This window comes from Micromonospora sp. NBRC 110037, assembly GCF_001652995.1.
GTDB classification, from domain to species: Bacteria; Actinomycetota; Actinomycetes; order Mycobacteriales; family Micromonosporaceae; genus Micromonospora; species Micromonospora chalcea.
In genome coordinates this window covers 15,819-36,343 of record NZ_BBVA01000018.1, presented here as the reverse complement: position 1 = coordinate 36,343, position 20,525 = coordinate 15,819, and the positions used below count along the sequence as shown (strand labels likewise).

The 20,525-nt window shown below is 71.8% G+C and carries 16 protein-coding genes and 2 tRNA genes; 7 read left to right on the top strand and 11 right to left on the bottom strand.

Going from position 1 to position 20,525, the window contains the following annotated elements:
* The first annotated feature begins 63 nt into the window (after positions 1–63).
* A complete protein-coding gene (locus tag A4R25_RS29840) occupies positions 64–837 on the top strand; it encodes a CPBP family intramembrane glutamic endopeptidase (RefSeq protein WP_030499361.1) in 774 nt (257 codons plus the stop codon).
* A 91-nt stretch (positions 838–928) separates the two neighbouring features.
* Here the strand turns inward: A4R25_RS29840 and A4R25_RS31980 are convergent, their stop codons facing one another.
* Positions 929–2,041 (bottom strand): hypothetical protein, encoded by a 1,113-nt coding sequence (locus A4R25_RS31980; RefSeq protein ID WP_231915668.1) that lies wholly within the window; start codon positions 2,039–2,041, stop codon positions 929–931.
* Between the two features lie 436 nt (positions 2,042–2,477).
* Between A4R25_RS31980 and A4R25_RS29830 the strand changes: the two genes are divergently transcribed.
* From A4R25_RS29830 to A4R25_RS29820, 3 genes are all read left to right on the top strand, one after another.
* Positions 2,478–2,568 (top strand) — tRNA-Ser (locus A4R25_RS29830).
* Positions 2,569–2,603: 35 nt separating this feature from the next.
* Positions 2,604–2,676, top strand: a tRNA-Arg gene (locus A4R25_RS29825).
* A 276-nt stretch (positions 2,677–2,952) separates the two neighbouring features.
* Positions 2,953–4,020 carry a polysaccharide deacetylase family protein gene (locus A4R25_RS29820; RefSeq protein WP_064448839.1) on the top strand — a complete coding sequence of 356 codons (1,068 nt, stop codon included), beginning with the start codon at positions 2,953–2,955 and terminating at the stop codon, positions 4,018–4,020.
* A gap of 104 nt (positions 4,021–4,124) precedes the next feature.
* On the opposite strand, the gene A4R25_RS29815 is transcribed toward A4R25_RS29820, so the two are convergent.
* From A4R25_RS29815 to A4R25_RS29800, 4 genes are all read right to left on the bottom strand, one after another.
* Positions 4,125–4,631: a hypothetical protein gene (locus A4R25_RS29815; RefSeq protein ID WP_140946535.1), complete on the bottom strand. Its 507-nt coding sequence runs from the start codon at positions 4,629–4,631 to the stop codon at positions 4,125–4,127.
* 496 nt (positions 4,632–5,127) lie between these two features.
* Positions 5,128–5,826, bottom strand: coding sequence for a hypothetical protein (locus A4R25_RS29810; protein ID WP_064448838.1), 699 nt, complete (start codon positions 5,824–5,826; stop codon positions 5,128–5,130).
* Entirely contained in the window at positions 5,819–6,307 is a 489-nt protein-coding gene (locus A4R25_RS29805; RefSeq protein WP_064448837.1) for a SigE family RNA polymerase sigma factor, read from the bottom strand. Before A4R25_RS29805 ends, A4R25_RS29810 begins: the two co-directional genes overlap by 8 nt.
* 146 nt (positions 6,308–6,453) lie before the next feature.
* A complete protein-coding gene (locus tag A4R25_RS29800; RefSeq protein ID WP_064448836.1) occupies positions 6,454–6,864 on the bottom strand; it encodes a RidA family protein in 411 nt (136 codons plus the stop codon).
* Between the two features lie 79 nt (positions 6,865–6,943).
* On the opposite strand from A4R25_RS29800, the gene A4R25_RS29795 reads away from it, so the two are divergent.
* The gene (locus A4R25_RS29795; protein ID WP_043327792.1) at positions 6,944–7,321 is read left to right on the top strand and encodes a helix-turn-helix domain-containing protein; all 378 of its coding nucleotides are present in this window, start codon (positions 6,944–6,946) and stop codon (positions 7,319–7,321) included.
* A 15-nt stretch (positions 7,322–7,336) separates the two neighbouring features.
* Here the strand turns inward: A4R25_RS29795 and A4R25_RS29790 are convergent, their stop codons facing one another.
* The 4 genes from A4R25_RS29790 to A4R25_RS29775 form a co-directional block, all read right to left on the bottom strand.
* On the bottom strand, positions 7,337–8,629 hold the full coding sequence (locus A4R25_RS29790) for a hemolysin family protein (RefSeq protein ID WP_064448835.1): 1,293 nt from the start codon (positions 8,627–8,629) through the stop codon (positions 7,337–7,339).
* A gap of 88 nt (positions 8,630–8,717) precedes the next feature.
* A complete protein-coding gene (locus A4R25_RS29785) occupies positions 8,718–9,719 on the bottom strand; it encodes a P1 family peptidase (RefSeq protein WP_082931193.1) in 1,002 nt (333 codons plus the stop codon).
* A gap of 47 nt (positions 9,720–9,766) precedes the next feature.
* Positions 9,767–10,108 (bottom strand): DUF1330 domain-containing protein, encoded by a 342-nt coding sequence (locus A4R25_RS29780; protein WP_030499352.1) that lies wholly within the window; start codon positions 10,106–10,108, stop codon positions 9,767–9,769.
* Between the two features lie 96 nt (positions 10,109–10,204).
* On the bottom strand, positions 10,205–10,813 hold the full coding sequence (locus A4R25_RS29775) for a class I SAM-dependent methyltransferase (RefSeq protein ID WP_064448833.1): 609 nt from the start codon (positions 10,811–10,813) through the stop codon (positions 10,205–10,207).
* A 166-nt stretch (positions 10,814–10,979) separates the two neighbouring features.
* Between A4R25_RS29775 and A4R25_RS29770 the strand changes: the two genes are divergently transcribed.
* Positions 10,980–14,450: an AAA family ATPase gene (locus tag A4R25_RS29770; RefSeq protein WP_064448832.1), complete on the top strand. Its 3,471-nt coding sequence runs from the start codon at positions 10,980–10,982 to the stop codon at positions 14,448–14,450.
* A 41-nt stretch (positions 14,451–14,491) separates the two neighbouring features.
* The gene (locus tag A4R25_RS29765) at positions 14,492–15,412 is read left to right on the top strand and encodes an alpha/beta fold hydrolase (protein ID WP_064448831.1); all 921 of its coding nucleotides are present in this window, start codon (positions 14,492–14,494) and stop codon (positions 15,410–15,412) included.
* On the opposite strand, the gene fxsT is transcribed toward A4R25_RS29765, so the two are convergent.
* On the bottom strand, positions 15,390–19,325 hold the full coding sequence (gene fxsT, locus A4R25_RS29760; protein WP_064448830.1) for an FxSxx-COOH system tetratricopeptide repeat protein: 3,936 nt from the start codon (positions 19,323–19,325) through the stop codon (positions 15,390–15,392). The two genes, A4R25_RS29765 and fxsT, sit on opposite strands and share 23 nt — an antisense overlap.
* Positions 19,322–20,512: a TIR-like protein FxsC gene (locus A4R25_RS29755; protein WP_064448829.1), complete on the bottom strand. Its 1,191-nt coding sequence runs from the start codon at positions 20,510–20,512 to the stop codon at positions 19,322–19,324. The genes fxsT and A4R25_RS29755 overlap by 4 nt, the downstream gene beginning before the upstream one ends.
* Positions 20,513–20,525 lie beyond the last annotated feature (13 nt).

Sequence of the window (20,525 nt, the reverse complement as noted above, 5' to 3'; positions counted from 1 at the left end):
GTACGTCGGTCGCACAGACTGTGCGATCGCCGGGCCGGGACGCCGAAGTGATTTCATGGTCCGGTGACGGTTGACGAGCTGGCCCGCCCGGTCTCCCGCCGGATGCTGGGCACCGAGACGCTGCTCGTGCTCGGTCTGTCCCTCGGCCAGTCGGCCGTGTACGCGCTGGTGTCGCTGATCGCGAAGCTCACCGCTACCGGTGGGCTGTCCAAGCAGACCGCCGCGCTGAACACCTCAGCGTCCGCCCGGCCCTACCTCGACCTGACGTACCAGCTGCTCGGGATCGTCTTCGCGCTGCTGCCGGTACTGCTCGCCGTACACCTGCTGGCGCGCGACCCCGGCGACCCGGCGCGGACGCTCGGCGTCGACTTCCGGCGGCCCGGCTCGGACCTGGCCCGGGGCGCGGGCCTGACCGCGCTCATCGGCCTGCCCGGGCTGGCGCTGTTCTGGGCGGCGGCGCAGCTCGGCCTCAACGCCACGCTCGTCCCGGCCGCGCTGCCCGACCTCTGGTGGACGGTGCCGGTGCTGATCCTCGCCGCCGTGCAGAACGCCGTGCTGGAGGAGGTGATCGTGGTCGGCTACCTGATCACCCGGCTGCGGCAGCTCAACTGGCGCATCGGCGCGGTGCTGGCCACGAGCGCCCTGCTGCGCGGCTCCTACCACCTCTACCAGGGCTTCGGCGCGTTCGTCGGCAACGCCGTCATGGGTGTGATCTTCGGGCTGTTCTACCTGCGCACCCGCCGGGTCGCCCCGCTGATCGTCGCGCACACGCTGCTCGACATCTTCGCGTTCGTCGGGTACGCGATGCTGCCCAAGTCCTGGTTCGACTGGCTCTGATCCCGGCTGCCGGCCTGATGGCTTCGCCGGGTCGGCGAGGTGGCGGTGTCGCGGCCCGACGGACCCCGCCACCTCGCCGAACCGGCGTCGATCAGGTACGGCCGGGCCGGTACCGGGCGACCGCCCGCGCGGCCACCCGCTCGGCCGTCGCCGTACCGCCGATCGCCGCCGCCAACGCCGCCGCACCCGGCAGGCGCCGGGCGGCCAGCCGCAGCCCGAGCCACCCGCCCGCCTGCGCCGCCACCGGCGTCGCCAGCCGCCACGCCGCCTCCGCCACCCGCCCCCACGGCCCGTCCGCCGGCTCGTCGGCCGCGCGAGCCGCCACCAGCGCCGCCCGGGCGGTGCCCTCGTCCGGGTGCACCAACGTCAGCACCAGCAGCTCGGCCGCCCGATCCGGATGCGCCGGATCCCGCCCGTACGCGGCGGCCAGGTGCAGCACCAGGTTCCCCTGCGTCCACAGCACCGCTGCCAGCTCCGCGACCGGCGCGAACATCCCGGCGCCGGCCGCCAGCGCCCCACCCGTACCGGCCATCCGGACGAACCGCCGCGTCGCCAGCCGGGCCACCCCGTCGGCGTCCGCCTCCGGGTAGGCCCGCCGGACCTGCGCCACCCATTCCCGGGCGCGCGGCCCGAGCGCGTCCACCGCCGCCAGGGCCAGCAGCTCCGGCGCGAACCCGGGGTGGTCGCGCAGCTGCGGCCCCACCGCCCGCCAGCCCCTTTCCTGGGTACGCGCAGCGTGCCGGCCGTCGACGGTGGCCGGTGAGGTCTCGGTCTCGTCGTGCGGCTGCTCTTCTTCCGGCGGGTCCAGGGCGGGCGGTTCGGTCTTGCGACTCTCGTCGACGGCGGGGTGATCGACGGCCAGGGCTTGATCGCCGGCTGCGGCTGCGGGCTCGGCGGCGTCGACCGCTGACGCGGGTGTCTCCGGTGCCGGAGGGGTCGCCGTGACGGCGGTGGCGTCCGTGGCCGCCGTCGAGGCCTCCGTGGTCGTGGGGGTCTTGGCGCTCTTGGCGGTCCGGGTTGCCTTCTTGACGGCGGGAGCGGCCTTCTTGACCGGGGGAGCGGCCTTCTTCGAGACGGCCTTCTTCGCGGTGGTCGCACGGCGGGTCCGCTTCGGCGTCTCGTCCTCGCTCGGCGGCTCGGTCGGCACCGACTCCTCGGCCGGACGGCGTGATCGCGCGGCCGGCTCGGGGGAAGGCGTACTCACGTCCGGCTCGGCGGGCACGGGGTCGGGCTGCGCGGCGGCAGGCGTACCCGGATCGTTTGTCGAAGGCTCGGCGGCCGGGCGTGGTCGCGGTGCCGGCGCTGCGGCGTCGGCCGCCGGCGGCTGGAAGACGACAGTCGGCGCGGCCCGGCGCGGACGCCGGGGTGGCGGTGTGTCGCTCGTCGCGCTCCCGGCGGGAGGCTCCGGCGTGGGTGGCGGGCTGAACGTGGGTCGGGTGGAGCGGGTCCGCCGGGCCTTCGCGGCAGGCTCGCGACGGGGCGGATCGCTCGGCGGCTGCTCCTGCATATCGATGGAGCGTAGCCGTGGACGTGATCTGGCACACGACGGAAACGCGTCGTGAGGGCCGGTCCCGGCATCCGCTTTGCCCCGGGCGGGTGCGGGCCTGTATCCTCGGGCGCGGTGACCTCAGGGTCACCAGGGAGACTTCGCCTAGTCTGGTCTATGGCGCCGCACTGCTAATGCGGTTGGGGTCTTAAAGCCCCTCCCGGGTTCGAATCCCGGAGTCTCCGCGCGAAAGCCGGTTGTGTAGACTGGCCGAGCACAAGCGCCCGTAGCTCAACGGATAGAGCATCTGACTACGGATCAGAAGGTTAGGGGTTCGAGTCCCTTCGGGCGCACAGCAGTTGAGGGGCCGCTTCGGGAAACCGGGGCGGCCCTTTTTCGTGCGCTCCGCCGGCGGTCATGCCGCCTCGCGTCGCCCAGCCACCGAGCGATGGCAACTGATGGGTCCGGATGCGCAGCGACTGGCTGGGAGTCGATCCTTCCGGAAAACTTCCGGAAAATCATTGACCTGTTCGAAACGCCGCTGCAATACTCCGAACACTGCGACATCAGCATGCGTCGATTGAAGCCATGCGTCGTCAGGTGTCACTCGTCCCAAGGAGGACCTGCGCATGTACGCCAGCATCCGCGGCTCCCGCCGCCCGTCCACTCCCCGAAAATCGCGTCTCACCTTCCGGTTGGCAGTGCTCGCCTCCACTGTGGCGCTGGGCGCCGCCGGCCTTGCGGTCGCCGCCACTCCGTCCAGCGCCGCCACCTGCAACGGGTACGTCGGCCTCACCTTCGACGACGGGCCGACCGGCAGCACCAGCGCGCTGCTGTCCGTGCTGCGCGCGAACAACGTACGGGCGACCATGTTCAACGTCGGCCAGAACGTGCAGAACAACCAGTCCGCCGCGCGGGCCCAGGTCGACGCGGGCATGTGGGTGGCCAACCACAGTTGGAACCACGCGCACATGACCTCGATGAACCAGAGCCAGATGCAGTCGGACCTCTCCCAGACCAACTCGGCGATCCAGTCGGCGACCGGCGTCCGGCCGCAGTTGTTCCGCCCGCCCTACGGGGAGACGAACTCGACCCTCCAGTCGGTCGCCTCGTCGCTCGGCCTGCGCCAGGTGATCTGGGACGTCGACTCCCAGGACTGGAACGGCGCCAGCGTCAGCCAGATCGTCTCCAACGCCAGCCGCCTCCAGGACGGCCAGGTGATCCTGATGCACGACGGCATTCAGAACACCCGCGACGCGATTCCGCAGATCATGGCCAACCTGACCAGCCGCAACCTCTGCCCGGGCATGATCTCACCGAGCACCGGCCGAGCGGTGGCCCCGGACGGAACTCCGCCGCCGACCACTCCGCCGCCGACCGGCACGCCGACCACTCCGCCGCCGACCACTCCGCCTCCCAGCGGCGGATGCACAGCGACGGCGACGACCCCCAACGTCTGGGGTGACCGGTACAACACCTCGGTGACGGTTCAGGGGGCCAGCAACTGGACCGTGGTCGTGGCTCTGACCCCGCCGCAGCGGGTCTCCACTACCTGGAACGGCTCCCCCAGTTGGGACAGCACCGGTTACGTGATGACGATGCGGTCCAACGGCAGCGGCAACACCTTCGGCTTCACCACGATGATGAACGGCAACAGCGGCGCCAGACCGCAGATCCGTTCCTGCACCGCGGGCTGATCCCGGTGGCCCACCCAGGTCACCGGAAACGGCTCGGGTGGGCGTGGTCGACCAGGTGCCCCTACGGTCCAGCTGACCCTGGACCGTAGGGGCACGGTTCGCTTCTACGCGAGCGTTTCGGTTCTGATGTGAAGCACCATTCCGACCAGAGCCAGCACGTCCACCGTCAAGAGACCGAGGTGCGCATACCGGTAGCGGCGCACCATCGTGCCGGCTACGGGCGTCGCCGGCGTGTGGTCCAGGAGCGCCGCGATCTTGTTCAAGCGCGTCTGGTACCCGCCCGGACGCACCCGGTGATGGCCACCCACGCTGGGGGTCAGGGCGGCAATCGGAACAGGCGGGTGCCCGGAGACTCGCAGCTCGATGTCGAACCCGTCGAGCCGTACTCCGTCGACCAGTGACCGTGGAACGCTGTATCTGACGAGCGGGTTGCCCACGACGACATGCGTGCGGGTCACCGCCACGAAGGCAGCCGGCCCCGCGAGGTACATGAGCAGTACGCACGTGCCGAGCGGCGTGAGAACCATCAGCAGCAACTGCTGGGTGTCGACGATGCGGGAGGGCGTTACGAGGCCGAAAGCGCCGGCCGCCGTGCACATGACGATCGTCATCAGAGCGAGCGGGTCGTTCCGCCGGATCACGGTCTCAACTCCCCAACAGGTCGTGACCTTGGCAAGGCAGGATCATGATGTACGCGTGGCCTGGCGTGCGCGAGAGGCGCTGTTCCGCCGACGCGGGCGGAGGCCCGGGAGAACAGTTCGGGTCGGCTGGTCTCTCGCCCTCCTTGCCGGCTATGCGCTGTGGAGTTGGGCCGTGTACGGCTGGGCTGATGCCCACGGCTACCGCGGATTGCTCGACGGATGGCGTCCCTGGTATCTCGCCGTCGCGGCCGTGACCTACTGGCCACCCGCGTGCCTCCTGTGGTGGTGGATCTATCCGAGGGAGGGGCTCGTTCCATGGATGCGCGGATGACGATGGACGCGGAAGTCGCAGGCCTCACCCAAGCGCGCTCGTAGCCGCTCGTACCCGAGCCGGCGACGGCGACGCTGGACGAGCGGAACCGGGCGACGCGGCCGCCGACGAGACGCGGGAGCGGCCCGGGCGGCGCTACGGTACGCGGACGAGGGAAGCGTGCGCTGCGCGCCCTTCGGCCGCCTGGTCCGGCTCGATCGAGACGTAGACCTTCTTGGGCCAGGGCGCGCGCACGCTGAGGCTTACGCGCTCCGGCTCGTCACTGCAGGGCACCCGCGCCTCGGCGGCGTCGGGAGGGATGGGGGCCGGATTTCCGGCCTCGTCCGCCCCCGAGGTCGCGGCCCAGAACCGCGTCCGGAGCGTCCCTACCCCGACGCACAGGACGTCGAGCACGTAGACGCCGGTCTTGTTCTCGTTGTACCCGGTGCCACTGATGCCGCCGCGCCGGGCGGGCTCGGAGCCGATCATGAGGATGGGCCCTTTGCCCTCACGTCTGCGCTGCTTGTTGTCCACGGAGGTGATCCCGAGCGCGGCGGCTGCTGTGGCGGCCATGCGGTCGAGTTGTTCGGCGGGCAGTTCCGACGGGGACGGCGACGGGCTCGGTGCCGCAGGCGGGGTGGCGGATCGCTCGCTGGTGGCCAGGTGGGTCACGGCGAAGCCACCCGCCACCACGATCCCGACGCCGGCGGCGAGGGCGGCGATTCCGGTGCGGCGCCGGTTCCGTACGGTCCGCTGCGCCGCCGCGGTTCCCGGTGGGCGGATGTGTGTCAGAGTCTCCGCGCGCATGAGGGCGAAAGCGTTCCGGGTCTGCTCCTCGGTGATGTCCTCAGGCATGCGACTTCTCCATGTGTTCGGGGCCGAGCCGGGCGGCGAGCGTGGCCCGACCGCGATGCAGCCATGACCTGACGGTGCCTTCGGGCACCCCCTCGCGGTCGGCGATCTCCGCGACCGGCAGGTCGGCGAGATAGCGAAGCACCATTGCCCGCCGCTGCGCGGCGGGCAGCGAGGCCAGGGCCTCGACCAGCGCGACGTGGTCCGGTTCCGGTCCCGCGACGACCGGCTCGCCGCGCTGGCGTCGGTGAAACGCCCGCATCACGCGCAGTCTCCGCCAGCGGCTGGTCGCGAGGTTCCAGGCGACCCGCCGGACCCAGGCGGCGGGGTCGTCGTAGCCGGAGACCTGCCGCCATCGGGCGAGCGCCCGGCAGAACGCCTCCTGAACGACGTCCTGGGCCTCGTGCAGGTCGCCGAAGTAGGCGTACACCTGCACCGTCAGGTCCGCGTAGCTCGCCGCGTAAAAGTCGTCGAAGTCCCTCATCGGCGACTACACGCGCGGCCTGATCGCAACGTTGCGGGCGTCCATCAGATTTCACCGATCCCCTCGACCACGCGGCAACCCGCGGCCGGCGGAAATCCGCCGACCGCGGCCCCGGGTCGCTGTCCGGTGATGCTGCCTGCTCCATCTCACTCCGCGACGGCGGTCGCCTCCAGCTCCACGAGCACGTCGGGCTCGAAGAGGGACTCGACGCCGATCAGCGACGCCGGCGGAAGCGGCTGGGGCAGCCCGAGTTCCTCGGCGACCGACTCGATGCCGGCCATGAAGGGCCCGATCTTGTCCGGCGTCCAGCCGGTGACGTAGAAGGTCAGCCGGACCACGTCCTGGAACGAGGCGTCGGCGCCGGCGAGGGCGCGCCCGGTGTTGCGCAGCACCTGCGCGACCTGCCCACCGAGGTCGCCCGGTGCGACAGGGGTGCCGTCGCCCAGTCGCGCGACCTGGCCACTGACGTGGATGTGACGGGCGCCGGTGCCCACCGCCACGTGGTGGTACGGCGTGTGCGGCTGAAGACCGGCAGGGCTGAAGCGGGTGACGGACATCGTGTCTCCTCCATGGGGACCTAGGTGGTTTACCATTGATACCTAGTTGACGAAGGACACTTCAAGGAGACCTGGTTTCATGGGCGATACCGCAGGCGCGCGCGCCGACGAGCTGCGCATCGACGCCCCGCACCGCGAGCTGCTCGATCAGGTGCTGGACAAGTGGTCGCTGAGCGTCCTCAACGAGCTGTGCGAACGCCCTTGTCGCTTCAACGAGCTGCGCCGCGCGATCCCGGCGGTGACACAGAAGTCGCTCACGGCGACGCTGCGACGGCTCGAACGCAACGGCATCGTCGAACGCCACGTGGTGGCGACCCGGCCGGTCGCGGTGGAGTACCGGATCACGCGGCTGGGCAAGACCCTGCGTGCGCCGATCGACGTCCTGCTCGACTGGGCCGACGCGTACCTGCCCCAGATCGAGCAGGCCCGCCGGAGCTTCGACGCCGAGCTGGGGTGACGAGTACGGCCGGACTCAGGAGTCCGGCTCGTCGCGCGTCGGCGTCGTCCGCAGGCGTACCCGGGTGATGGCCCGGCCCGTCACCTCCGCCACCTCGGCGCTCAGGCCGGGCAGCTCGACCGTCTCGCCGGGGGTCTTCGGGATGTGGCCGAGATGCGCCAGGACCAGGCCGGCCACCGTCGTGTAGTCCCCGGCTTCGAGGGTGGCCTCGTCGAGGTCGATGCCCACGTCGACCAGGTCGTGCAGCGGGAACCCGCCGGGCATCAGCAGCGCGCCGTCCGCCTCCCGTACGACGGCCTGCACGTCCCGGTCGGTCTCGTCGTAGATCTCCCCGACGATCTCCTCGACCAGGTCCTCCATCGTGACGATGCCGTCGATGGACCCGCGCTCGTCGACCACGAGCGCGAACTGCTGCCGTTGGGCGCGCAGCTCCCGGATCGCCTCGGTCACCTTCAGCGTCTCCGGCAGGTACACCGCCGGGCTGGCGTAGTCGGCGACCGGCCCTTCCTGGTCGAGCAGGTCCCGCATGTGCACCACGCCGACGGTGTCGTCCAGTCCGCCGCGACCCACGACCGGGGCGCGTGTCTGCCCCGACCTGCCCAGCTCGCGCAGCGCCTGCGGCGCGGACAGATCCGCCGACAACGTGACGACGTCGCGGCGCGGGACGAGGATCTCCCGCAGGATCCGCTCGGCCACCTCGAACGCGCCCGAGATGATCGTGCGGTGCTCCGGGGTGAGGTTGCGCTGCGCGGCGACCATGTCCCGCAGCTCCTCGGTGGTGACCTCCTCCCGGCGCGCCCGGGGGTCGCCGCCGGCCAGGCGTACGACGGCGTCGCTCGACCTGCTCAGGAGCCACACCGCCGGGCGGGAGAACGTCGACAGCGCGTCGATCGGGCGGGCCACCAGCAGCGCCCAGCCCTCGGCACGCTGCATCGCGATCCGCTTCGGCGCCAGCTCGCCGAGCACCAGCGTGACGAAGGTCAGGATGATGGTGACGACGACGACCGAGACCGGCTCGGCGGCCGACCCGAGGAATCCCAGCGGGCCCACCAGCGGCGCCGCGAGGGACACCGCGGCGGCGGCCGAGGCGAGGAAACCGGCCAGCGTGATGCCGATCTGGATGGTGGCCAGGAAGCGGTTCGGATCCCGCGCCAGCTTCGCCAGCACCCGGCCGCCCCGGGAGGTCCGCTCCAGGCGCTGCAGTTGGCTCTCCCGCAGCGACACCAACGCCATCTCGCTGCCCGCGAACACCGCGTTCACCAGCACCAACACGAACACAAGCGTGACCTGCACGCCATAGCCGTCCACGGCCAGTTCGACGCCTCCTCGGCCGGACCCTCCGGCAGCGTCAACCGTAGCCGCCGCGGCTGGGCGGGGCGGGCCGGGTGGCGAGCAATCAGCGCGTTTCCGCCGGTGATTCCGGAATCAGCCGGCCAGCCGCCGCCAGCCGCTCGAGCACGGCCCGGTGCGGAACCGCGTGACTGGTACGGCCACCCACGCCCGTGGTGGTGACCGCGGTGAACAGCGAGTTCAGCAGCGCCTCCTCGACCGCGTCCAGCGCGGCCGCGAACACCGGGTCGATCTCCCCGTCCGGGATCGGCTGCTGATCCGACGTGGTGAACCCGATCGCGTAGTCGCCGCTGGTGCCGCTGAAGGACGCGCCGACCCGGGCTATGGCGAACACCGCCCGGCGGGCGACCCGCCCGAGCTGGCGCGCGTCCAGCGGTACGTCGGTGGCCACCACGATCATGCACGAGTTGCCGGGCGGTTCGGCCCGGTCGGCGGCGGGGACCAGTTCGTCGGCCGGCATCGGCACGCCGAGCACGGTGAGGACGCCGCCGAAGTTGGACTGGACCAGGGCGCCGACAGTCCCCGTACGGCCGGCGGTTCGCACGGTCCGGGACGAGGTGCCGATGCCGCCCTTGAAGCCCAGCGCGGCGGTGCCGGCGCCGGCACCGACGCAGCCCTCGGCGGGCGGCCCGTCGCTCGCCTGCGCGATGGCGGCCCGGACGTGGGCCTCGGTGATCGGGCGGCGGCGGATGTCCGACAGGTGCCCGTCGTTCGTCTCGCCGACCAGGGGGTTGAACGACACCCCGTCCGGCCGGCGCTCCATCAACCAGCCGAGCAGCGCGTCCGCCGCCCGGAACACGGACAGCGTCGCGGTCAGCACGACCGGGGATTCCAGTACGCCGAGTTCGTCCACCTGGGTCGAGCCGACGAGTTTCCCGTGCCCGTTGCCGGAGAACACCGCCGCCGGCAGCGTCCACCGTCCGGGGCCGAGCCCGCTCGGCACGATCGCCGTGACGCCGGTGTGCAGGTCGCCGCCGTCGTCCACGGTGGTGTGCCCCACCAGGACGCCGGGGACGTCGGTGATCGCGTTGTGGCGTCCGGTGGGCAGCGTTCCGACGACGACGCCGAGGTCACGGGCGCGCCGGCCGGTCCGGCTCAGGGCAGCGCCGCCCGGATCGCCTGCACGATGCCGGTCGGTGAGTAGTCGTCGGGGACGCCCTCGACCAGGATGATGTCGCCCTCGATGTGCCGGGAGCGCAGGGGCGCGATCTCCTGGTACGCGGGCGAGTCCCACCACGCGCGCGCCTCGGCGATGCCCGGGAAGCCGAGCATCACGACCGCGCCCGGCCAGGCGCCCTCCTTCACCTCGTGCGGCGTGGCGTGCACGAGGAAACGGCCGCCGTACGGGGCGAGGGTGGCCGGGAGACGCTCGATGTACTCGGCGATGTCCGGGTGCGGGGCGGCGTCCTGGAGGTGGGCGATGGCGTACGCGGGCATGGTGTCCTTCCGGCCGTCGAACTCCGAACGCCGATCCTGACACAGCGGACGGCAGACGTTCGCGCCCATTTTCCCGGCGCCGACGACGGCGCGCGCTCAGGCGCCGGACGCCACGGCCGCGACGGCGGCGTGCGTGCGGTGGGTCTCGTCGTACAGGCGTGTCAGGCGTTCGACCTCGGCGAACCCGGCCTGCCGCAGCCGCGCGGAGAACTCGTCCACCGGCCAGCGGTACGCGGTGGCGACCTTGTGGTCGAAGGCGCTCACCTCGTCACCGGCGAAGATGCCGACCACGAGCGGTCCACCGGGCACGATCGCGCGCCGGAACCCGGCCAGCACGCCGTCGAGATCCGGTGGCGGGAGGTGGATCAGCGAGTACCAGGCGAGGATGCCGTCGACGGAGTGGTCCGGGACGGCGAGGTCGTGCAGCGACCCGAGCCGGTACGCGCCGCCCGGATGGGTGGCCCGCGCGTGCGCGACGAACTCGGGAACCATGTCGATCCCGGTGGCGTCGACGCCCCGCGACCGGAGGTGGTCGGTGAGGTGCCCCGGTCCGCACCCGAGGTCGAGCACCGGGCCGGTCCGGCCGGCCAGGTGCCGCCCGATGAGGGCGAGGTCGTCCGGGTGCACCGCGGCGGTGCTGCCGAACAGTTCGATGTAGAGCTCCGCGACCGCCCCGTACGCCTGCCGTACCCGTGTGTCGTCCACCGCTCGACCATAGGGGTCCGACGCCTTGGCCGCATATAGCAGATGAATGAGATGAATGAATGGAAAAGTCGTCGCAAAGCAGCCGCCCGGTGCGGAATCGATAGCTTTCCGTCACTGAAGTTTCTATCCTTGAAGAATCCCGATCGCCAGCAGCGGAAGGGGCGGCATGCCGCGCCGTTCGAGCCTCAGCTATCGAGATGCGTTGAAGCTGCTGGCCCCGGGCAGCACGCGCATCACCGAGACCGACAAGGTCGTCAGCGCGGGGATCCTCGGCGCCGGGGCGCTCACCCAGGGCGCGGCGCTCGCTCTGCTCGGCCCGAAGAACGCGCTCATGCAACTCGTCCGGGACGCCACCGGAAACCAGGCCGGCCGCATCCGCACGACCGGCGGAAAATCGTATTACAAGCTGCTGGAGGCCAGCCATACCGTGCTGGCGCTCTCCGCGTTCTTCGACGGTTTCCGGGACGAGGTCGGGCCAGGTTTCGACCGGCTGGAGCTGACCGACGCCGAAAAGGTGGGCATGGTGGCGGCCGACCGTCGCCAGCACACGCTGCCGAAGGAGATCGACGGCGGATACTTCCCGCTGCCGTCCTCGGTCCACGGCATGGACGACACCCGGCGCGACGTCGAGGCCGCCTACGTCAAGCTCTACGACGCCACCATCGCGTTCTGCGAGGGCCTCGCCGCCTGGCCGTCGGTGCGGCGCGGGCTCGACCTCACGTCGCTGCGGTCCCGGGTGGTGGGCCGGGCCATGTGGCACTACGAGGACCGTTTCGACCGGCTCGCCGCGGACCTCCCCGAGTTCGGGTTCCGGATGCTCCGGCAGGCGATCGAGCACAACCTGATCGACAACCGGAACCTGACCACCGAGGTCTCGGCCCGGCTGGACGCGCTGGCGCAGCTGTACCGCAATCTCGCCGAGCTGTCCGGCCCGGCCCCGGCCGACCGCCCCGACCTGCTCCGGGAGTCGCTCGACCGGCTCACCGGCTCGCTGGCCGCGGTGTTCCGGCAGCCGCTGCTGCGGATCAAGGACGTCGACTTCCACCTGCGTCTGCCCACGGTGGAGGAGGGGTTCATCAGTCCGGACTTCCGGGCCGCCGAGTACGGCAAGCACACGTCCCCGGAGCGTGATGCCTGGTGGGACGACCAGCCGCGCCGGGGCGACCTGGTCGGTTTCCTCTCCGAATACCTGACCGATCCGGCGAGCCTGCACCGTCCGCTGCTGCTCCTCGGTCAGCCGGGCGCCGGCAAGACGTTGCTGACCCGGGTCATCGCGGCCCGGCTGCCGGCGAGCCGGTTCACCGCGATAGTGGTGCCGCTGCGCCGGATGTCCGGGGACTCGTCGCCGACCGAGCAGATCGAAGCAGCGATCGAGCAGGTGATGGACGAGCGCATCCGCTGGGCGGACCTGCGCCGGGCCACCGAGCACACCACGGTGGTGGTGATCTTCGACGGGTTCGACGAACTCGTCCAGGTCACCGGCACCGCCCACTCCCAGTACATCGACCGGGTGGCCGAGTTCCAGGAGACCCAGTGGGACCTGGGCTACTCCGTCATCCCGATCATCACGTCCCGGATGCTGGTGATGGACCGCGCCAGCGTGCCGCAGGGCACCGCGCTGGTGCGGCTGGAAGACCTGACCGACGCCCAGGTGACGGCCTGGTTGGCCGCCGTCAACGCGGCAAACGAGGACCGGCCCGGCTACCGTCGGCTCTCCGCCCGCGAGCTGCTGTGGCACGGCGAGCTGGCCCGCCAGCCCTTGCTGCTCACACTGCTCGCCATCTACTACAACGAGCACTGGGCCGACCGCCGTCCCGGCGCCATGTCATCGTCCGACCTGTTCACCGGCCTGCTCACCGCGTTCATCAGACGGCAGGTGAGCGAGAAGGCGCCGACCGCCCTCCCGACGCACGAGCGGGAGGCCCGCGAACACCAACTGCGGCGCGATCTCGCGATCACCGCGTTCGCCATGTTCAACCGCAACCGGGAACTGGTGAACCGGGCCGCGCTCCGCGCCGACCTCGACTGTTTCGGGCCCGGGGCCGGCGACGGCTCCCGGTTCGAACTCGGCGACGTGCTCGGCCCGGAGCAACTGGTCACCGCCGCCTTCTTCGTCGTGTACGGCCCGGACGACGTGCAGGGCGAGGACGCCCGGCGCACGTACGAGTTCCTGCACACCACCATCGGCGACTTCCTGATCGCCGAGTACGTCATCGGGGCGCTGCGGAGTCTGGCCGAGCTGCGGCGGCGCACCCTCAGCCCGGCCGGGTTCGGCTATCAGCTGGACACCGGCCAGTTCCGGGCGCTTCTCTCGCACCAGCCGCTGGTCAAGCGGGAGGCGGTGGTGGGCTTCGCGCGGGAACTCGCCTTCCGGCACCCACGGGACCGGGACGCGATCGTGGAGACGGTCGCCGGACTGCTGGCCGAGGCCCGGCAGCGGACCAACCTGGCCGGTGTGGACGGCTACCGGCCCGCGCCGTACGACCCGGTGCGGTTGCTCGCCGCGTACACCGCGAACCTGGTCGCGCTGGCCGCGCTCGTGTCACCGGACGGGGTGCGCCACAGCGACCTGATGGACGACGAGACCTGGGTGTCCACGGTGCGGCTGTGGCGGGCGGGCCTGGACGAGAAGGGCCAACTCGCGATGATCAGTTGGCTGCGCCGGGACGCCGACGGCCGGATCGTCGCCGGGCTGCGGCGGGAACGGCGGGGGGAGAAGGTGAACGTGGCGGCCGAGGAGGCCCGGCTGCTCGGCGACGTCACCACCTACGGCCAGTTGCAGGCCGGCGCGCGGACGTGGCGCGGCCAGGCGCCGACCAGCTTCGAGGCGGGCCGGTTCCACGCCGACCTGGTGGAGCTGGCCACCCGCCGCTGGCCGGTGCCGTCACTGCACCAGCTGATCCTGTACGACGAGCGCAGTTACCGGCGACTGTGGGCGCGTGCCGTCGAGTTCCCGGAGGCGGTGTCCAGCACGAGCGCCACGGTCCTGCTGGAATGCCTCGCCGAGGACGGCGCGCAGTTGCCACGCGAGGTGGTGTGCGGGCTGACCCGGGTGGCGCTGAGCCGCTTGCCCAGCTCACCGACAGCGCCGCCGGAGCTGATCATCTCGTGTCCGTACCTGATCGACGAGTTCCCCGAGCTGGTCGACTCGCTCGGCACGACCGACGACCACGCGGTCCTGCACGCGCTCATCCTGCGGCACGGGCTCGACCGGCTGCCGCAGCGGTACGTGGCCCGGGTGCGGGAGGTGCTCACCGACATCGAGGGGCGGCTCGCGGAGCTGCCGCTGGAGGACGGCGTGGTCTCGGCCGAGATGGCCGAGCAGTTCGCGGCCGCGCGGGTCGACAACCGCACCGCGCTGTGGCTGCTCATGGCGTTGACCGAGTACGGCGACCTGGCCTGGCGGAAGATACCGCCCCGGACGATGGCCGAGCTGCTGACGCACCGGCTGCCGGACGAGTTCCTCGACGAGGCGAGCCTGTGCCGGCTGCTCGTGGACTACCTGCGGGCGCACGACCGGGCGCCGGCCGAGGTCTCGCTGGTGTCCGCCCTCGACACGCTGCGCGTCCTCGCAGCGACCGACCTCACCGACCAGCCCGACCAGCCCGACCAGGTCCCGGCCGCCGAGGCGGTCTGACCACGCCACCCGTACCGCCACCACCCGTTCGGAGGCCCCGATTGGCACACTCGCCCCGGCATCGAGAGCACATCGTCCGAACAGGAAGGAGGGATCTGGCGGTCGACATCGCCGGGGCGGAACGCGGCTGGCCCGTGTTCCTGATGCACGGCACACCCGGCAGCCGGAACGGTCCACGACCACGCTCGATCGTGCTCCACCGCCTCGGCGTACGCCTGATCTCCTACGACCGGCCGGGTTACGGCGGTTCCAGCCGGCTGCCCGGCCGCCGGGTCGCGGACGCCGCCGCCGACGTCGCGGCCATCGCCGACGACCTGGGCCTGGACGGGTTCTCGGTGGTCGGCCGGTCCGGCGGCGGCCCGCACGCCCTGGCCTGCGCCGCGCTGCTGCCGGAGCGGGTACGGCGTACCGCCGTCCTGGTCGGTCTCGCCCCGGCGGGGGCGGCCGGGCTGGACTGGTTCGGCGGCATGACCGACGCCAACGTCCGTGACTACGGTGCCGCCGAGCGCGCCGTGCCGGTGCTCGCCGAGCAGTTGCGGCTGCGGGCCGAGCGCACGATGGACGATCCGGGCTCGCTGCTCGCGCTGCTGGTCGAGCAGATGACCGAGGCCGACCGCCGGGTGGTGGCCGGGGTGCCGATCCGCCGACAGCTCACCGACGCCTACGCCGAGGCGCTGCGCCAGGGGCCGGACGGCTGGATCGACGACGTGCTGGCGCTGCGCGCCGACTGGGGCGTCACGCTGGCCGAGATCCGGATGCCGGTCCGGCTCTGGCACGGCGCCGACGACAACTTCGCCCCGGCCAGCCACACCCGGTGGCTGGCCGAGCAGATCCCCGGCGCGCAACTGCACGTGCAGCCGCGCAGCGCGCACTTCGGCGCGGTCGAGGTGCTGCCGGAGATCCTCGCCTGGCTGGCCGACCCGGTGGAGCGGGCCACCGTCAGATCGGATGCGGGTCGATGATGCGCCGCTGCAACCGGCTCTCCCGGACGGCCTCGACGGCCGGGTGGTTCTCGCCCAGCCGGTAGGTCAGCTCACGGGTGACCGCCTCCAGCTCCGCGCGCCGGCCGCTCTCCACCCGCTCCTGCATCACCACCAGGTTCGCCTGGCAGCGCAGCGTGTTCGTGTGGTCGCGGCCGAGGATCCGGACCAACCCGTCGTACGCGCGCCGCAGCAGGCTCAGCGCCTCCACGTCGGCGGCCTCCCGACCTTCCGGCGGGTCGGGCTGTTCGGCGATGCAGATGCCCTGGTTCATCCAGCCGGAGAGCGGGTACGGGTGCCCGCTGCCCAGCACGCCGGCGAGCGCGTCGGCGGACCGGCCGGCGAGCTGCCGGGCCTCGGCGAAGTCCCCGGCGCGGCGGGCCACCATGGCGAGGTTGACCATGCAGACCAGCGTCAGCGGGTGCGCCGGGCCGAGGTTGCGCTGGTAGATGCGGTGCACCTCGGTCAGTTCCCGGCTGGCGCGCTGGAACAGGTCGACGGTGAGCAGGTTGATCGACAGGCTCAGCCGGCAGGTGAGCGTCTCCGGGTTGTCCGGCCCGAACCGCTCGTTCAGCAGCTCGTAGGCGGCTTCGAGGAGCTTGCCCGCCTCGACCGCGTGCCCGGCCGCGCGCAGCGACACCGCCAGGTTCGTCTGCGTCCGCAGGGTGATCAGGTGTTCGGCTCCGGCCGTGTTCAGCAGTTCCCGGTGGACGCTGCGCAGGCGGGTGACCGACTGCTCGAAGTCGCCGGCGTCGCGCATGTCGATGCCGACGTACGCGGAGGAGGCGAGCGTGTCCGGGTGGTTCTCCCCGAGGATCGCGCGGCGCCCGGCCAGCACCATCTCGTCGTTCTTGCGGGCCTCCCGGAAGTCGCCCATCAGGCGCTGGGTGCTGGCGAGGTTGTTGAGCGCGGCGAGCGTACGCGGGTGCTCCTCGGTGAAGTTCCGCTTCCACGCGTTGAACGTGATCTCGTCGAGACGCAGCGCCTCGTTGTACATGCCCATGCCGCGCAGGTCGCGGGCGAGCCCGCCGGCGGTCATCAGCGTGTGCGGGTGGTCCTCGCCGAGCAGTTCCCGTTGGGCTGCCAGCACCTCCTCGTCCAGCGCCCGGGACTCGGTGAACTGGCCGAGGAAGGCGAGGATGTTGGCGAGGTTGAACTGGAGGTGCAGCAACTGCCGGCGCAGGTCGTCGCGAGCCCGCGGGTCGGTCTCCTCGGCGAGCATCTGCTCCCAGGTCTGCGCGACCTCCTGCCCGAGCCGCCGGCCGGTCTCCAGGTCGCCGCGCAACTGGAGGTAGCGGACCCGGTCGATCATCAGCGCCCGCACCTCAACCTTGCTGCTCAGCGGCGCCTTGGACGCCTCCAGGTGCGGCCAGATGACCCGGAACCGCGGCCACCCGTCGGGGTCGTCCACCTCGCCCTCGGGCCGGGCGGCGGCGAGCACGAGGTGGACCTGCCGGCGGGCCTCGTCGAGTTCCGCCTCCGTCATCCGGGACCGGACGGCGTGCTGGAGCAGGCGGTGCATGAGCACCAGGCCGCCCCGGCCCCGCTCACCGCCCGCCGGGTTCTCGGCCCGCAGGTCGACCCGCACCAGGGCGAGCCGGTTGGCCTGCTGCACCAGTTGCTGGCGGACCAGCCGCTCCTTGGCCTGCGGGTGGAACGGCACCAGCGCTTCGGCGAACTCGTCGCTGTAGACCAGGTCGGCGGAGATCTCCGGCGCGAACACCGAGCAGAGTTGCAGCACCCGGTAGGCCGCCGGGTTGCGGGTGCGCAGGTGGTTGAGCGACAGCTCCCAGGTGGCCTCCACCGAGACGTTGCTGTTCGGCTCCATCACCGCGCCCGGACCGAACTTGGCGATCTCGGTGAGGTAGCTGTCGACGGAGTGGCCGGTGTCGGCGAGCCAGGCCGCGGCGGCGGTGACAGCGATCGGCAGGTCGCCGAGCAGGGCGGCGATCCGGTCGGCCTGGTCGACGCGCATGTTCGGCACCCGCTCGGTGAGGTGCTGGATGCTCTCCGCGCGCTTGAACACGTCGACCTGGACGGTGGTGGCCCGCTCGACCCACTGGAGGTTCCGGGACGTGATCAGGACGTGGCCCTTGCCGTCCGGCACGTACGGCAGCACACCCTCGATCTCGTCCGCGTTGTCCATGATCAGCAACCAGCGCAGGTCGGTGCGCCGCAGCGCCTGGAGCACCAGACGGGCGTTCTCCCGGTTCGACTCCGACGACGGCACGCCCAGGTAGGGCGCGAGATCACCGATTGCGGACTCGATGAACGGCACCTGGTCGGCGTCGATCCACCACACCATGTCGTACGCGGCGCGGTAACGGTGGGCGTACTCCAGCGCGAGCTGGCTCTTGCCGATGCCGCCCATGCCCTGCAACGCCACCGGCCCGGTGCCGGAGAGCACCACCTTCGGGCTGCTGCGCAGCAGCGTCCGCAGCTCGCGCAGGTCCGCCTCGCGGCCGGTGAAGCGCTTGTTGCGGCCCGGCACCTCGAACACGGTGTTGTCCCGGCCGGGGAACCGGGGACCGGTGGGCAGCTCCAGGTCGGCCGGCACCCCCTCGCGGCCGACCAGGCGCAGGATCCGCGCGGCGGCGGTCCGCGCCTCCAGGCCGGCCACCGAGACGGTGTGCGCCGCGGGCACGTTCGCCAGGCGCCGTACGTCCGCCACGTAGACGACGAGCGGCACCTGGTCGGGCGAGCGGTCCGGCGCGGCGAGCACCGCCTCCTCGTTGGCGTTGGACTCGGAGACGATGATCAGCTCCCGGGCGGTCCGGGGCACCTCGTCGTCGGTGAACCACGGGTCGGTCACCCGGACGTCGGCCGAGACCAGCAGGTGGCCGATCCACTCCGCCCACACCCGGTCGTACGGGGCGTGCCGGAGCACGATCTCGCTCTCCACCGACGTGGAGGTACGGGTGAACCGGGCGTTCACCCGCTCGCGTACCGCGCTGCTCATCGGCGGCAGCGACTCCACCTCGCCCCGGGTGATCTCCCGGGCCAGCACCTCGTACGCGGACAGCAGCGACCCGTTGACTCCTGGTTGGTCGGCGAACGTGGCGAGCAGCTCCTCGTACGCGTAGAACGCCTGGTAGGGCACCTGCATCCGGGCCCAGTACCGGTCCCGGTCGGCCTCGCTCATCCCGCTCGGCAGCCCGCTGAAGCGCTGCCGGGCCACCGCCCGACCGGTGTCCGCCTTGACCTTCTCCGCCGGGTCGATCCGCATCGGCACGGGCAGCACCCGGATCCGTCGCGACCCGTAGCGGTGCTCGACCAGCCGCGCCACCTTCGCCGCGCCGGTGATGCCCTGCTCGCTGAGGGTGAAGCAGGTGACCAGCACGTCCGGCAGTTGGATGGTGCAGATGTCGGCGACGTCGGAGAAACCGGTGCGGCTGTCGATGAGCACGTAGTCGTAGTTGCGTTTCATGTCGGCGCGCAGCGCGTCGAAGAAGTAGCCGCCGCCCTGCCGCTCGTAGAACTCGTCCCAGTTCATCCCGGCGAGCGCGCCCGCGTAGTCGTTGTTCTGCTGGCCGGCGCCGAGGAAGTCCAGCGTCCCGTCACCGGGGAAGTTGGACCAGTTCAGCGAGAACGAATACTTGTGCACGCGGGCGTACTGCTCGTGCCAGCGGTCGTCGCCCTTGTCCTGCTTGGTGGTGGTCGCCCACTCGTACTCGCGGATCAGGTCGATCACCCCGCCGGTGCTCTCCAGCGCGTCCCGGTCGATGAACGGCGCGAAGAAGCGCGACAGGCCGGGGGACTCCAGGTCCCAGTCGACGGCGAGCACCCGCTTGCCGTTGGCGGCGAGGATCCAGGCGACGTTGGCCAGCGCCATCGTCCGGCCGGTGCCGCCCTTGTAGGAGTAGAAGGTGACGACCTGTCCCTCGCGTCGGGTCATGTGTCCACTCCCTCGTCGGGCGGCGGGTTCTCCCAGAGCCGGGGTTTGCTGATCGGCCGTCCCGGCGGCGGGTAGGCCGGTCGCGCCTCCAGGTAGCGGCGGCGCATCCGGTCGACCAGGCCGTGGATCCCGGCCCGCCAGTCGTCGTACGTGGTGATCGCCAGGGGGCGTGCCGCGGCCGGAAAGATCGCGATGGCCCGGTCGAGCAGCACCGTCGCCTGGGAGCGACGGCCGGGTGCCGGGTCCTCGATGATGACCACGACGCCCACCCAGCGGTGCAGCGAGGCGGCGGCCGCGCGGACGGCCTCCGCACCGTCCGGCGTCTCGACCACCCGAGGATCGATCATGAGTACGCCCGGGCAGCCCCGGAACAGCCCGGCATCGGGTACGAAGTCGCGGACGTCGATCGGCATCCGCAGCCGCTGCACCGCGTCGGTCACGTCGTCGACCACGGGAGGCCGGCCGTGGAACGGGCGCCACCGGCCGGCGTGCGTGTCGGATCGTCCGTTGAGCCGGCCCGGCTCGTGCGGTTGCTCGGGCGCGATCACCACCGCCCGGAACGGCACCTCGCTGGTCGGCGACGACGGCAGGTCGGTCGGGCCGGTCGGCGGCTCGGCCGCCTGCAGCGGGGTCTGCTCGGCGGTGTCGACGATGTGCTGCGCGAGCCGGCCCAGCACCTCCTTGTAGGCGTGCTGGAACTTCTGCAGCCGGCAGAGCGCGCTCATCCCGTTGGCGGCGTACGCGTCCACGTCGGCGGCCATCGCCACCGCCCGGGCCTGGTCGGGCGCGTGGACGGCGGCGGGCGACGGGATCCACAGGACCGGGAGGATGTTGTCGCCGTCGGGCGGGCGGCCGGCCCGGATCAGCCGTTGCCGGAACCACTCCCGTTCCCGGCGCGAGTCGTCCCGGTTGAGATAGTCCGGCGAGTACAGCGGCACGAACACCTCGGCCTCGGCGAGCGCGGTGCGTTTTCGTTCCGTCCGGTCCTCCGGCGGCCGCACGATGAAGTCGGCGAAACCCTGCCGGCGTAACCGGTCGCCGGGCCGGCCGTCGATGGCCAGGTTGAGATCGTGGTAGAAGCGGCGGACCCAGTGGTCGCCCGGGGTGCGGTCGTTGTGCGTCGGCGGGGGGACGTAGCTGAGGAAGAAATAGGGCGGGCCCGGCAGCGCGGGCCGCTCAGAGGTCACGGCGACACGACCG

Excerpts from the sequence above, each read along its gene's own strand:
- A4R25_RS29820 (WP_064448839.1), top strand. The coding sequence starts at position 2,953 with ATGTACGCCAGCATCCGCGGCTCCCGCCGCCCGTCCACTCCCCGAAAA.
- A4R25_RS29815 (WP_140946535.1), bottom strand. The coding sequence starts at position 4,631 with ATGACGATCGTCATGTGCACGGCGGCCGGCGCTTTCGGCCTCGTAACG.
- A4R25_RS29810 (WP_064448838.1), bottom strand. The coding sequence starts at position 5,826 with ATGCCTGAGGACATCACCGAGGAGCAGACCCGGAACGCTTTCGCCCTC.
- A4R25_RS29805 (WP_064448837.1), bottom strand. The coding sequence starts at position 6,307 with ATGAGGGACTTCGACGACTTTTACGCGGCGAGCTACGCGGACCTGACG.
- A4R25_RS29800 (WP_064448836.1), bottom strand. The coding sequence starts at position 6,864 with ATGTCCGTCACCCGCTTCAGCCCTGCCGGTCTTCAGCCGCACACGCCG.
- A4R25_RS29795 (WP_043327792.1), top strand. The coding sequence starts at position 6,944 with ATGGGCGATACCGCAGGCGCGCGCGCCGACGAGCTGCGCATCGACGCC.
- A4R25_RS29780 (WP_030499352.1), bottom strand. The coding sequence starts at position 10,108 with ATGCCCGCGTACGCCATCGCCCACCTCCAGGACGCCGCCCCGCACCCG.
- A4R25_RS29770 (WP_064448832.1), top strand. The coding sequence starts at position 10,980 with ATGCCGCGCCGTTCGAGCCTCAGCTATCGAGATGCGTTGAAGCTGCTG.
- fxsT (WP_064448830.1), bottom strand. The coding sequence starts at position 19,325 with ATGACCCGACGCGAGGGACAGGTCGTCACCTTCTACTCCTACAAGGGC.